The sequence below is a fragment of the Desulfobacula toluolica Tol2 genome (assembly GCF_000307105.1).
GTDB lineage: Bacteria > Desulfobacterota > Desulfobacteria > Desulfobacterales > Desulfobacteraceae > Desulfobacula > Desulfobacula toluolica.
In genome coordinates, this window is sequence record NC_018645.1 from 3,341,588 (window position 1) to 3,355,797 (window position 14,210).

At 40.6% G+C, this 14,210-nt stretch carries 11 protein-coding genes; 4 read left to right on the forward strand and 7 right to left on the reverse strand.

Annotation, left to right across the window (positions count from 1 at the left end):
* Positions 1–9: 9 nt before the first annotated feature.
* Both TOL2_RS15240 and TOL2_RS15245 read right to left on the reverse strand, forming a co-directional pair.
* Positions 10–1,479, reverse strand: coding sequence for an NAD(P)/FAD-dependent oxidoreductase (locus tag TOL2_RS15240; protein WP_014958216.1), 1,470 nt, complete (start codon positions 1,477–1,479; stop codon positions 10–12).
* A 73-nt stretch (positions 1,480–1,552) separates the two neighbouring features.
* Entirely contained in the window at positions 1,553–2,989 is a 1,437-nt protein-coding gene (locus TOL2_RS15245) for a 4-hydroxyphenylacetate 3-hydroxylase N-terminal domain-containing protein (protein ID WP_014958217.1), read from the reverse strand.
* Between the two features lie 578 nt (positions 2,990–3,567).
* Here TOL2_RS15245 and TOL2_RS15250 point away from each other — a divergent pair.
* The 3 genes from TOL2_RS15250 to asd all read left to right on the forward strand — a co-directional run bounded on the left by TOL2_RS15250 (position 3,568) and on the right by asd (position 6,818).
* Positions 3,568–4,701, forward strand: a complete 1,134-nt coding sequence (locus TOL2_RS15250; RefSeq protein WP_014958218.1) for a succinate--CoA ligase subunit beta — start codon at positions 3,568–3,570, stop codon at positions 4,699–4,701.
* Between the two features lie 95 nt (positions 4,702–4,796).
* Entirely contained in the window at positions 4,797–5,669 is an 873-nt protein-coding gene (gene sucD / locus TOL2_RS15255; RefSeq protein ID WP_014958219.1) for a succinate--CoA ligase subunit alpha, read from the forward strand.
* A 42-nt stretch (positions 5,670–5,711) separates the two neighbouring features.
* Positions 5,712–6,818 carry an aspartate-semialdehyde dehydrogenase gene (gene asd, locus TOL2_RS15260; protein WP_014958220.1) on the forward strand — a complete coding sequence of 369 codons (1,107 nt, stop codon included), beginning with the start codon at positions 5,712–5,714 and terminating at the stop codon, positions 6,816–6,818.
* A gap of 157 nt (positions 6,819–6,975) precedes the next feature.
* Here the strand turns inward: asd and TOL2_RS15265 are convergent, their stop codons facing one another.
* The 3 genes from TOL2_RS15265 to TOL2_RS15275 form a co-directional block, all read right to left on the reverse strand.
* Complete coding sequence (locus tag TOL2_RS15265; protein ID WP_014958221.1) at positions 6,976–8,430, reverse strand: ammonium transporter; 1,455 nt, start codon at positions 8,428–8,430, stop codon at positions 6,976–6,978.
* Positions 8,431–8,450: 20 nt separating this feature from the next.
* Positions 8,451–8,789 carry a P-II family nitrogen regulator gene (locus TOL2_RS15270; RefSeq protein WP_014958222.1) on the reverse strand — a complete coding sequence of 113 codons (339 nt, stop codon included), beginning with the start codon at positions 8,787–8,789 and terminating at the stop codon, positions 8,451–8,453.
* A 253-nt stretch (positions 8,790–9,042) separates the two neighbouring features.
* Positions 9,043–10,140: an NAD(P)/FAD-dependent oxidoreductase gene (locus TOL2_RS15275; protein ID WP_014958223.1), complete on the reverse strand. Its 1,098-nt coding sequence runs from the start codon at positions 10,138–10,140 to the stop codon at positions 9,043–9,045.
* A 230-nt stretch (positions 10,141–10,370) separates the two neighbouring features.
* Here TOL2_RS15275 and TOL2_RS15280 point away from each other — a divergent pair, with 230 nt between their 5' ends.
* Entirely contained in the window at positions 10,371–12,956 is a 2,586-nt protein-coding gene (locus TOL2_RS15280; protein ID WP_041279554.1) for a hypothetical protein, read from the forward strand.
* A 49-nt stretch (positions 12,957–13,005) separates the two neighbouring features.
* On the opposite strand, the gene TOL2_RS23740 is transcribed toward TOL2_RS15280, so the two are convergent.
* A complete protein-coding gene (locus TOL2_RS23740; RefSeq protein WP_014958225.1) occupies positions 13,006–13,476 on the reverse strand; it encodes a hypothetical protein in 471 nt (156 codons plus the stop codon).
* Complete coding sequence (locus TOL2_RS15290; protein ID WP_014958226.1) at positions 13,473–14,189, reverse strand: DUF4198 domain-containing protein; 717 nt, start codon at positions 14,187–14,189, stop codon at positions 13,473–13,475. Before TOL2_RS15290 ends, TOL2_RS23740 begins: the two co-directional genes overlap by 4 nt.
* Positions 14,190–14,210: the final 21 nt, after the last annotated feature.

The following is a 14,210-nucleotide window of genomic DNA, read 5'->3' on the forward strand; positions in this document are numbered from 1 at the left end:
TGTTGCATCTTATACAAGTTCCTGACGCATTTTCCCTATAAACAATTGGGAATTCCTGCTGTTGAGTAAATAATCTTCAGGTTTATAGCCAAACTCCTTTTCCATGATCTGAACGATTCTGGGCAGGCAAAATCCGCCCTGACAACGCCCCATCATCGCTCTTGAACGATACTTGATGGCATTAATTGTTCTAACGCCCAAAGGATTGGAAATGGCATCCAGTACCTCTTTTTTGGTAATCTGTTCACACCGGCAGACAACTTCTCCATAATCCGGATTCTGGGAAACCAGATCTGCTTTTTGTTCATCCGGCAATTGGTGGAAATAACCGGTTATACCGGATTGAATACCGTTAAACCCGCCTTTTGGTTCCAATGTTAAAAGTTTTTCAACCATATCCTTGACCATCAGAGCAATGGCCGGAGATGAGGTAAGGCCGGGACTTTCAATTCCAACCAGGTTGATAAAGCCTTTGATATCATCACGGCTTTCAATAACAAAATCTTTAAACCCTCCAACTCCGGGTGGTGTCTGCTTGGCTCGTAATCCTGAAAAACTGCGGATAAAATCAGAAGTTGTCAGATTCGGCAACAGATCATGCCCCTCTTTTCTCAGCAAGGCCATGATATTGGCAGTACAGGCATAATCCTCGGGATCATCCTGGTATTCATTGCTAGGTCCTATGAGAATATTGCCTGAAACCGTATTGGTCAAATGGATGCCCAATCCTGCTTTTCCCTGGTGAGGTGCAGGATAAACAAGAACATTCAAAGTACCGTCCAGCCGTTTGTCCAAAATCAGATACTCACCACGGCAGGGATAAATTTTATACTCGTCTATGCCCAGCATGGTACAGATATCAGCAGAATAAAGGCCTGCGGAATTGATCAGCACTTTTGATCTGAACCGTTTGCCGGCAGCATTTACTTCAAACAGATCATCCTGCTTTTGGATGGAAGTTACGGCATGCCCCAGATAAAAATGACAGCCGTTTGCATGGGCATTTTCCGCCAAAGCAATGGTCAAAGAATACGGACAGATAATTCCGGTGGTTGGAGAATGAAGTGCCTTGATGCCGCCCACATTGGGCTGGATCTTTCGCATTTCATTTTTTTCCAGTATCTCCAGGCCGGGAACCCCGTTTGCAAGGCCTTGCTCCTTGAGCATATGAAGACTTTTGACCTCTTCTTCATCCTGGGCTACTGTTAATTTTCCCAAATAATTGATCTTTACCTTTAAATCATTGCAAAGATCAGCCATCATTGAATTCCCAAGCACATTTAAACGGGCCCTTAATGTTCCCGGTTTATAGTGAATACCCGAATGCAGCACACCGCTGTTTCTTGAACTTGTACCCATGGATACGTCAAGCTCTTTTTCAAGAACAGCAACGCTTATCGAATATCTGGACAATTCCCTGGCGATGGCGTTTCCAACAACGCCTGCGCCGATTATTATAACATCATATTGGTTTTCCATTTAATGCCGTCTATATCCTTTTGCTAAGACCGGCAAACACTGTTTGCCGGTCTTTTTATTATGATATAAAAACCTATCCTTCAATACCTGCAAGACGCAAAGCGGATCGCTTTTTGCTTTCAAGATCACTTTCCCTGAGAATTGTTACCCTGTGGGCTTCAGGAGATCCCCCGCCGTGAATATCGGAAATGGTATCGGCAGATTCCATAGCCATTTTTTCCACGAGTCGGAACATCTTGATTCTGTTTTCTACAGGAACACCTTCAACCGCCTTAAAATACCGTTTCAGCTTGGGACCAATCTCGGGATGCTCAAAATCCTTATCAGACGGCATATCCGCCACAAATCCACCGACAATATCAATCATAAGCCGAATACTTTCAGAAAGCTCTTTGCCTTCATGAATTTTGGAAGCATTGGATAAAATTGTATCAATAAAATAGGAACCTGATGCCTGTTGTTTTCCTTCATATGAAGATGCAAGACAGCAGCCGTAAAGTGTTTCCGCTCTGTGGATCATATCAATGACTTTTTGTTTGTGATGACCGACTTTTGAGGTTCCGTTGTAATCCATCAGTGTCAATGCAGCACCGATCATGCAGTCGATTTTGCCTGCCTTGCATCCGCCATGGCTCTGTCTGTGAAATGAAGAAAATTTGATCACCATATCAACGGCAAACTCTGTTTCACCGCACAGGAAAATTCTGTCATTGGGAACAAACACATTGTCAAATATCAACGTGGGACAATTTTTCGAATACCGAACGTTACCACAGTCAACCCCTTCAAGCTCACGGCCATCAAGGCTTGAACGACCAACAACATGGATAAGACCTTCGGCATCAGCAGGAACCGCAAATGCAACCGCATAATCCTCATCACCTTTTCTCATGGCACGGGTGGGTAGCACTATAATTTCATGGGATGAAAGAGATCCTGTCTGATGAACTTTTGCACCACTTACCACAATTCCGTCAGATCTGCGCTCAACAATCTTCAGGTACATTTCATCATCTGCCTGCTGGGTCGGGCCTTTGGATCGATCCCCTTTCAAGTCCGTAACCCCGGCATTTGCCGTAAGATCGTTTTTTTGCATGTACTTTAAAAATTCGATAAAATTCTGATTGTAGCTTGTGCCATGTTTTTGATCAACATCATAGGTCACAATTGACAAAGCCGAAAGGCAGTCAAGCCCGGTACAGCGCTGGTGGCAGGTTCCGACATGATTTGCAATAGCCCTGTTCAGCTTAACTCTGTGAACCAGATCATCAATTGAACCCGGCGGAAGGGTAAACCGGTTGACAGGCTCATTAATCAAAGGACTTGTGGTTATTGCAAGATCACGATATTCATCCATTTCGGCCACTTCATATGTCGCACCTGTCGCCTCAATGCCCGCCCTTAATCTTGGATTGTCTACAACGTCGGTAATTCGTTCACCAAACATATAAACAACAGGGTTTAGTTTTCGCAATGATTCAATATACTGATCTTTTGTCATAAGTCCCATAATAATTTCCTTCACTTTAAAAATTAATAATAATTTTATCTGATATGGAGTTTTGGTGATCTTGATAATAATGTTTAATATCAAGCCGAGAGGTTTTAGTTGGGTAAACTGAAGATAAAGAAATTAAATTTATACTAAATTCGTTCAATTTTTACAGTATAAAAATAAACAGCTGTTTTAAATAACATAATGCGATTTATTTTTAACTAATACTTAAATTCCAAAAACCACTATTCAACACGTCCATACATAAAATTTTTTTTGATCAACCAAAATAAAAAAATCGCTGAAAAACGATAGTAATTTTGCGTTGCCTGCTTCATTAATGCAAACAAAAAAATGGCTTTATTTTTTTTGCCTGGTGGCTCATCAAACCACTGTTCTTTTTAAAATATATTTTAACGACTTGTCAAGCGTTTTTATAACCACCTGATAATACATATTAAATATTGTCACGCATAATATTAACGATAATTTTTCATTGACATAACCCGTATTTTTTCTTAGATTTTTAAGTTGATTATTCAAAAAAAATATAAAATAAAATTCATAAAATTTGAATTTAACAGGAATTAATTATGAGATTACACGAGTATGAAGGCGCGGAAATTTTTGAAAAATTTGGCATACCGGTTCCAAGAAGAGGAGTCGTAAGAACTGTTGAAGGCGCCTTAAACATGGCGGATGAGATTGGGTATCCGGTTGTTCTTAAATCACAGGTACTTGTTGGCGGACGCGGGCTTGCCGGGGGAATCAAGATTGCCGACTCATCGGATGAACTTGAAATAATGACGGACGAGCTTTTGAATATGGAAATAAAAGGCTGTCGTGTCAAAGAGATAATGATCAGTGAAAAAGCAAATATTGCAAAAGAACTCTACATGGCCATCACGATTGACGGGTATTCAGGAAAACCCATTGTTGTTGTCAGCACTGAAGGCGGTGTCCATATTGAAAAAACCGCAAAAGAATCATCCGACAAGATCGCCTCGGCAATAATAGATCCAAAATTTGGATTTTACCCTTACCAGGCACAAAAACTTTTAAGGCAGCTTAATCTGTCCCCAAAACCTTTAACAGCCTGTTCCGACATCCTGGTGCGTCTTTACAAGGTGTTTGAAAAATACGAGGCCATAATAGCTGAAATCAATCCCCTTGTCATTTTAAAAAACGGTGGAATTGTGGCGGTTGACGCGGTTCTTGAAATTGATGACTCTGCCATGTTCAGACTCAAAAAATCCCTTTCATTGCCCAGTGAAAACCGAGCGGGAAATTCCCTTGAAAACAAGGGAAAAGAAATTGGGGTTACCTATGTTGATCTTGAAGGAGATATTGGATTGATTTCGTCCGGTGCAGGTCTGGGCATGGCATCAATGGATATTATCGGCAACAAATTAAAACCTTCAAACTTCCTTGAAACAGGCGGCGGTATAACAGCAGATCTTCTCTATAAATGCATGGAGTTGATCATGATGAAAGATTTGAAAGCCATCTTCATAAACATATATGGCGGCATCAATCCCATTCATGAAGGGGCTAAAGGGATTGTAAAATACATCAAAGAACATAATCTGACCATTCCTATTGTTGCAAAGGCTCTTGGAAATCACCAGGAGGAAACATGGGAAATTTTAAAATCCGGTGGTGTCCATGTTGTAACCGAAGCAGCGACTGAAACTGCAGTTGACAAGCTGATTGCCCTTCTAAAGTAATCGTCTGGTAACATAACAATTCAGCAAGACAGCAATTCGGCAAGACAATAATCTGCAGAACAAATGGACTGAAAAAATTAAATATAGAGGTAAAAATGAGTATTCTTCTTAATGATGATACCCGCGTAATTGTACAGGGAATAACCGGAAAAATCGGAAGTGTTCAAACCAAATGGATGCTTGATTACGGGACAAAAATAGTAGGTGGCGTAACACCGGGCAAGGGCGGCAAGACTGTTGAAGGTCTGCCGGTTTTTAATTATGTGGACGAGGCGGTGAAACAAACCGGCGCAAACGCCTCGGTCTTCTTTGTGCCGGCCATATTTGTTCTTGATGCTTTCCTGGAAACCGTTGATGCCGGCATTGACTTGATTGTCATAGTACCCGAACATATTCCGGTGCATGATGCAATGAAAATGAGGGACTATGCCAATGAAAAAAATGTCATAGCCTTGGGACCTACCACCCCTGGAATTTTATCTCCGGGTAAAGGGAAAATGGGCATCATGCCTGCTTCGCTTTTTGAGCCTGGCCGGGTGGGTGTCATTTCAAGGTCAGGAACCCTGTCTTATGAATTTGCCGGTATCCTTTCTGAAAAAAATGTTGGTCAAAGCACAGTTGTCGGCATGGGAGCGGATCCTGTTGTTTTTTGTAATTTACCGCAAATCCTTGAAATGTTTGAAAATGATGACGATACCGATGCTGTTATTGTTGTTGGTGAAGTTGGAGGAGAACAAGAAGAAAAAGCTGCTGATTTTATCGCCAATAATATGAAAAAACCGGTTGCATCCTTTATTGCCGGACGATTTTCCCCGCAAGGCAAAAAAATGGGGCATGCAGGTGCCATTGTCCGAGGGTCAGCAGGAACCTATGAAGGCAAAGTGTCCTCTTTTAGAAACGCTGGAGTAACCGTACTTGAATCTCCCATTCATGTGAATGACTGGGCTGAAAAACATAATTTAAGATAACCCTGCCCTTTACAGGGAACATTATAACCTAAGGAGAGGATAATGAAAAAAGTTGGAATTGTTGGTTGGCGTGGAATGGTTGGCTCCGTACTCATGGAAAGAATGATAACGGAAAATGATTTCAAACGCTTTACCCCTCTTTTTTTCACAACATCCCAGGCTGGTCAGCAAGCTCCGGATGTGGGCATCAAAACACCCCCGCTGGTTGATGCCTATGATATTGACCAGCTGCTGGACATGGATATTATCCTGTCCTGCCAGGGAGGATCATACACTGAAGAGATTCGGCCCAAGCTTGCCGCAAAAAACTGGGACGGATACTGGATTGATGCCGCATCCACTTTGAGAATGGATGATAAAAGCATTATCGTTCTGGACCCTGTAAACCGCAAGGTAATTGATAATGCTCTGTCCGACGGCATTAAAAACTATATTGGCGGCAATTGTACCGTATCCCTCATGCTCATGGCCCTGGGCGGGTTGTTTGAAAACAATCTGATCGAATGGCTGACTTCCATGACATATCAGGCAGCATCCGGTGCAGGTGCTAAAAACATGGAAGAGCTTGTGGCCCAGATGCAGACCATCGGCAATATGGCCTCTCCTGTTCTTGAAAACCCGGCCTCAGCTATTCTTGATCTGGACAAGAATGTCATCGAAACCATGAGATCCAATGATTTTCCCGTTCAAAACTGGGCAGTTCCGCTGGCTGCAAGTCTGATTCCATGGATTGACAGGGCAATGGACAATGGTCAGACAAGAGAAGAGTGGAAAGGATTTGTTGAAACAAATAAAATAATCGGGAGATCAGACAATCCCATTCCCATTGACGGTCAATGTGTAAGGATAGGGTCTATGAGATGTCACAGCCAGGCTTTTACCATTAAGCTGAAAAAAAATGTGCCGCTCAATGAAATCCAAGCCATGCTGGCTGAAAATAATGACTGGGTTAAAGTGGTTCCCAATTCAAAAGAAGACTCCATCAAAGATCTGACCCCGGCAGCAGTCACAGGGACATTGACGGTTCCTGTCGGCCGCATCAGGAAAATGAACCTTGGAGATGATTACCTGACTGCATTTTCAGTTGGAGACCAGTTGCTCTGGGGTGCGGCTGAACCGCTTCGCAGAATTTTGAACATTATTCTTTGATTTTAATTATTGTTTTACAGCATATTTTTTTCAAGCAAAGCAACAGATCTTGAAAAAGAAAATGTAAGCCAAAAGATAATATAAAATAAAAAACCTGTCACCTCATAATAAAAAAGGGTGACAGGTTTTTTATTGTCTTAACACCTCTTTGTCAGGTTTAAGTTTGCTTGATTAATTTTCCGGATGCAGAAGCAACAGAAACACCAGAAGCGCTATCAGAGCTATAAGCACAGGGTGCCTCCTTCTCATGCTTAGGACTGCCGGTTCCGCCAAAAATTCCCATGGTGCCGTGATTAATAGTGGTAAAATCAGGATATGCATTTCCCCCATGCTCTGTGGAATCCAGACCTTCCAATTCTTCTTCCCTGGATACTCTTAATCCTATTGTCACATCAATCAGTTTGAACAAAAGATAGGCCAAAGGGAATGTCCAGGCAAAACAGGATATGATCCCGGTTAACTGGACTGCAACTATTTTAAATGTCATGCCGTCCATATTAAAAATACCTGCGGCAAGTGTTCCCCAGGCACCGCAGACACCATGAACTGAAATGGCACCTACTGGGTCATCAATTCTGATCTTATCAAAAAACACAACTGAGAATACAACAATCACGCCTGCTGCGGCACCTATCATGATTGAGCTTGCAGGTGTCACATTGGCACATCCGGCAGTAATTCCCACAAGACCGGCCAGGGCACCATTCAAACTCATGCCGACTTCGGGTTTTCCAAACTTTATCCAGGATACCACCATGGCCATGATGGCACCTGCTGCTGCAGAAAGGTTTGTATTAACAAAAATCATGGCTATATCTTTGGATGCTGCAGTGGTTGACCCAGGGTTAAACCCGAACCATCCCAGCCAGAGGATGAAAACCCCTATGGCAGCAAGGGGTATGTTGTGTCCCAGTATGGGTCTGACTTTTCCCTCTTTGGTGTACTTTCCAAGGCGGGGCCCTAAAATCATGGCACCTGCAAGAGCTGCCCATCCACCAACTGAATGAACGACCGTTGATCCTGCAAAATCGATAAATCCAAGCCCTTCAAGCCATCCGCTTCCATTGAACAGGCTACCCCATGCCCAGCTGCCGAAAATCGGATAGATCAGCCCTGAAACTACCACGGAATAGATGAGATATCCTGAAAATTTGGTTCTTTCCGCCATGGCACCTGATACAATAGTGGCGGCCGTGGCGGCAAATACAGCCTGGAACATCCAGAATACCAGTACCCATGGGTCTTCGCCCACCTTGAAATCACTTAAAAAGAAACCGGATGTGCCGAAACAACCGGTCTCAGACACTCCAAACATCAGACCGAACCCGACAGCCCAATACACAATAGACCCCATGGAAAAATCCATCAAATTTTTCATCATGATATTGACGGCATTTTTAGCCCGTGTGAAACCGGTTTCAACCATGGCAAATCCGGCCTGCATAAAAAATACCAGCATCGCAGCAACAAGGGTCCATACATAATCCGCATGAGACTGCACCAGGGCAATGGCCGCTTTATTAGATGTTATGGTAGGTGCATCATCACCGGCCCAGACTACAGAAATTGAACATGCCAAACAACAAACAATTGTTAACGCCAACTTTTTCATTTTATTCTTCTCCTTTTCAACTATAATGCGTCGATACCGGCCTCATTAGTTCTGATTCGAATCACATCTTCAATGGGCATAATAAAAATTTTCCCGTCTCCGATCTTTCCTGTTTTTGCAGCGTCAATAATGGTTTTAACTACTTCATCAACCTGATCATCAGCCACAACAATCTTGATCTCGACCTTGGGAATAAAATCCGTCTGATATTCCGCTCCCCTGTAGATCTCCTTGTGACCCTTCTGGCGACCAAACCCTTTGACCTCTGAGATGGTCATTCCCTTGACATCAATTTTTATTAAGGCATCTTTTACTTCATCAACCTTAAACGGTTTAATGACTGCCAGTATGTTTTTCATTTTGCTCTCCTTTTATAATAATTAAAAAATCATTTGTATTTCTTTAGAGCAAAAGGAGTGCCACAATCAAAATGACAGCTATAAATAAACTTAAGTATTTAGAATAGAAGGATAATCAATACGGGAAAATCTTAAGAACAGAAATGAACTTAATAACATTTTTGTTGTTTTATCTACACAAAAATGTAACTAATTATTTAGATATAGTTATTTCATAAGGTCTTTTACAACAATTTTGCTATTTTTTAGATATTTATCGATTTTTTATTGCAGCAGCTTTGCCACAAAGAATTTGGGTGATGGTTTTTCCGTCTGCATACCCTTTTGAAAACCTTTTATGAACAAATGGAAAGGATACTGCCTTTAATGAAACGCCCGGGAACGTGTAAAACCAATTTGAACTTAAATCATAAACCCGCAAATCCGCCTGGATGGCTTTTAATTTTTCCCGATACAGATCCCTGGCTGACAATGCGTGCAGTTCTGATTCCAGGATGGCCCGGGCAGCTGCCTGCCCGCTTTTCACGGCAAAAAAGATCCCTTCTCCCAGCAGCCGCTCAGACAAACCTGCAGCATCCCCTGCAAGAAGAACTCTTTTTGAATCCGGTCTATACTTAAAGCCGCCCGTACAGATGGGATAACCTTTAACAGCATCAAGCCGTCTTGAATGAAGCTTTTCATCAGCATAGTCAAAAAGATGCTGAATCTGCAGCCTTGAATTTGAATCAACTGAATAATTCCCGATATTCACATGATCGTCTTTGGGAAAAATCCAGTAATAACCATTGAGAGACTTTGAAAAATCAAACTCCATGTGATACATGTCAGGCCTGTCGATCTTCACATCCGCCTCAATGGCAAATTGCTTTTGATAAAAACGGCCCTTTGAAACAAACCGCCGGACAATACTGTTGGCACCGTCAGCACCAATCAGATACGATGCCCTTAAATATTCCGAATCCGTATGGATTTCTACAAAAACCGGGGTTTCATTAATTGATTGAATCTTTTTTATCACCCTGAAATCCGCGCCCTTTTCCATAACCTTGTTTAAAGAAAAAAGATCCAGATCTTCCCTTTTGGTCATATAGCAAAGCGTGTTGTCATCTTTGATAAAAAATGACTTTTTATTATGCGGACTAATTTTGACGGTGCTGCATTCTCTTTTTACCATGGAAGAGATATCATACCTGAACAGATGATATCCCTTGGGTGTAATCCCGCCGGCACAGGCTTTTTTCCTGGGAAATTCATACTTATCCAGAATCAGCACCTTCAACCCTTTTAATAAAAGATCAAAAGCAGCCGCTGTTCCGGCAGGCCCCGCCCCTATGATCGCAACATCAAACATGACCTTTTCTTATCAGTTCTGAAATTCAAAAACAAGAAAACCCTGTAGAAGCCGGAAAAACAAAAAAAATCTATTAATATTTGATTTAAAATCATCGAAAATAGCCGTATTAACTTGCATTAATTCTCTTAACTTTGCTATCTTGACTCTTATTTTTATTGGCTAAAAACAGGTAAAATTAAACTCTTAAAAGGCTTGTCAGTGAGAATTTGCAACTGGCCGGAAAACTTATGAACGCATCAATTCCTCAAATAAAAAGCCGGGAAGATCAAAACATACTGTCAATGTTTCGTTCCAATCTAAAAATCCTTGAAATAATTTTAACAAAAAAACTTATTTCAAAAGGACAATATAAAAGCATTAGAACTATTTTAGAAGATGCTGTTAAACGAGGACAGCAATATACAATTGATAAAGCCCTTGAGTCCCAGAACTTCATTTCTCCACAGATCATTATCAAAGAACAGTTTAAATACAATCAGATTATCATAAAGCTTGCCCAACAACTTTTAAAAAATACGCTGATTCAGAAAAAAAACATTGAACAGGAAGATGAAGACTCTTTTCAAAAAAAGCTATCTGAACAAAAAGTTATTTTTTCAAATCTGCTCACGCAAATCACTGATGATTTTTTACAAAAAAGGGTTAAAAATATTGATATTATACTGCTTGAAACCGGACTGTTGGAGGCATCACAACTTGACTTTCTTCACAATGGCTTAAAGCATCTGGAAATCAAGGCCATGGACCGAAAATTCGGTGAAATAGCTGTAAAAAATAAATTTGTCACAAAAGATATTATCGACAAAGCCCTTGTTGATCAAACCCGGCTTTATCAAAAAAACAATAAAAATCATATCATTGGGGACATTCTGGTTCATAAAAAAGAGATGACCCCTGAAACCCGAGATGAAATTTTGTTGCTTCAAAACAGAATATTGGAAGAGGATTGGGAGGAAACCCTCAGATCCATCTGCCAATCAGCCATTGAAGAACAGGAAAAAAACGCTGTTTTTGGCGTGCTTGTTGTTAAAGAGAACTTAATGAATAAAGAAAAAATCAAAGAGGCTTTAAAACTCCAAAATTTAGAAAGAGAGGCTTATAAAAAGAGATATAGCGGCAACCCGAATAGCAAGAACCAAAACCCGGAACAAATCAACAAACCAAGATGGATAGGAGATATCCTTGTCGAAGATTTTGGTCTTTCTGAAAAAGACCGCAGAAAAATTGTTAAAAAACAAATGAAGACCAAAATTGAAATTATCAACCTGAAATTAGGAGGGAATATAAAAGACGCCCAGCGGGAAATGATTAATCAGCTGGATTCTTATTTTCAGCTGATCTATTCAAAAAACAGAATACAGGCGTATCTGCAAGTCAACAAAGAAATCCCCAGTTCAATGACAACAAACAATATAACACTCTGGTTATACAATAAAAAGATCACCTATGGTATCATCACCAATGCCATTCACAAGTTGCTTGAAAACAAAATCAAACCAGGCGAAAAAATAACCGTTGCCAGGGGAACCGAACCAATTCCTGAAAAATTTATCCCAAAAATAAATTTTACCTCACCAGACGCTCTGGATAACACACAAACATTTCCTCCCATTGTTTCAAAAGATTCAAATCTTCTGACACTCATCCGAATTCCGGGAGAATCAGGATTCAATGTCAACAGAAATTTTGTCATAGCTCCAAAAGGGGTGCCTGATATTACCAAAGGTTCCAATGTCATCAAAAAAAAAGATTCGTTTCTGGCAACCTGTGATGGTGTGCCGAACATTTCAGATAAAGGTGTTATTTCCGTTTCTCCCACTATCGTTATCCCGGCTGATTTATCCTGCGACAACCCTGCCATAAACCACGACTGCGATGTTGATGTTCATGGCATTGTAGACAAAAATGTCAAAATAAAATGCAGAACACTGACCGCTGATATTTTTAAAGGGCATGTTGTAACCAGTGGTGATGTGATAATAAAAAAACAGGCCGTCAATGCTGAAATCATTTCCCAAGGTTCTGTAACGATACCCTCGGTTCTCAACAGTACGGTGAATAGTGAAAAAAACATCCTGATAGAACATTCCAAATCAACGAACAGCACATCTTATAATAAAGTATCGAATTCGATCATTTCGTGTAATAATTTTTGTATTATCACTAACTCAAAATTACTTTCATCAATAATTCGAGCAAGAAACAAAATAATTCTTAGAAAAACCTTATTTGAGAGCAACTGCAAATTGATTGTAGGTGATTCTGTGGAGGTTGTCTCCTGCAAAACAAAAATAGAAAAGATTAATGCCACAATACAGGAATGGAATAGTGACATTAAAGTCATCCAGGAAAAGATGCGGGTTTTATTTGAAAACCTTGAAAAAAAAGACACCTCAGAAATTGAAAACGAAATCGAATCCATAAGCAAACAATCCCAAAAATCAAAGGATGATATGGACAAAATCCTTGACCTCAAAAAGACCAAAAGAAAATTAGAAAAAGAGTCAAAAAAGAAATATGATGAATATGGAGATCTGTTTATTGATATGTCAAACAGCATTTCTTCTTTAAAAAAGATGAAAATAAGCTCTGAAAAAGAAAAAGCGGAGCTTGGCAAAACCATATTGGCCTTGTACAAAGAAGACAAAAATATTCCTGTCATAGATGCCCAAAAAGCAACCCTTCCCAAAGGCTTGATTGTTCAGTTCAGGCATACCAATTGGAAACTTGATGCTGATTATACCGGATTTGTTTTAAGAGAAGACTTTAACGAAAAAAAACAGCAGTATGAAATAAAAAAACACCGATGGTAAAAACATTTCAGGCCAATTCCATACAGTTCATATGGAATTGGCTTCTGCGTTATTTATTATGCCCTTTCCAGGTTTGCAATCCCCAGAAAATGTTCAGCAATAAACTTAAGCCGAAAAATATTCTGAGCCACATGGAAGATTCGGCAAAAAGATTTTTTTTGTTTTGCATTACGTTGGGGGTCTTTTCACCAGGAACTGCTAACGGATTTACTGTTATTGTTGTATTCACAGCGTGCCCCATACCGTCATTGACTTTAATGCCCCACATTCCAGGTTTGTTCGGACAGAAGGCAAACCGACCCTCTTGATCGGTCCGGCCGTTTTGATATTCAACCTCCTTGTTTTCCGGGCTGAAAATCAGCACTTCTGAATAGCGCATGGGTTCTTTATCCGAATAAAAAAATTTTGCTGCAATGACTTGTTCTTCCATGACAAGAGAGTAGTCTGTGCCATGGGCAGCAGCCACGGCCGGCAAAGCCAAAGCAAATAAAACGAAAAATAAAAAAGTAAAAGTTTTCATGGTGTTACCTCAAATGTTAAAAAAGTCATAAACCTCAAAAAATCCAGTTCACTGTTGTTTTCAGCAGGAACATTGTGCCTGGCATAAAGCAGTTGAACTCCTTTATCTTTTAAATTGATTTGAGCCACACCGTTTTTATCGGTTTTAAACTCCTGTCCGCCCCTCATAATAATGGATGCCCCTGCCAGAGGATTGCCTTCATACAAAAGTTTAACAGAAAGCGTTTCACCTGGTTTTGCTCCAATTGGATCACTAATTGGAACCATTTCAAATTTTAATCCCAACGGCTTTTGATTCAAACTGGACGGCAAGAACAGGGTTTTTGAAAACTGTGTTGAAAAAAATGCACTTACAACTTTAAAACCGGCAGATTCAGCCTCCTGGCGGTTCATAAGTTTTTTACCCCTGGTTGTATTGACACGATGTCCCCATTTGCTGACAACACTGGCCATGGCAGCCGGTGTTTCAGTTTTGAAAACCACCTGCTCAGTCTCGTTGACCCGGTCAATGGATATTTGTTTTTCATTTTCGGCATACGCTCTGATTTCCGTGACACAGGCAGGATTATAGATGTCTGTCCGTTGCGTAATCATACCGCGCTTCACTGTGTAGCAGCCATTATCGCCTGCCTCAATCCATAAATGATGTGCATGGGATGCGACTGCAAAAAACAGTATGGAAAGCATTATTGTCAATGTTAGTAATTTTTTCATAAATTTAACTTCCTTTGTTTT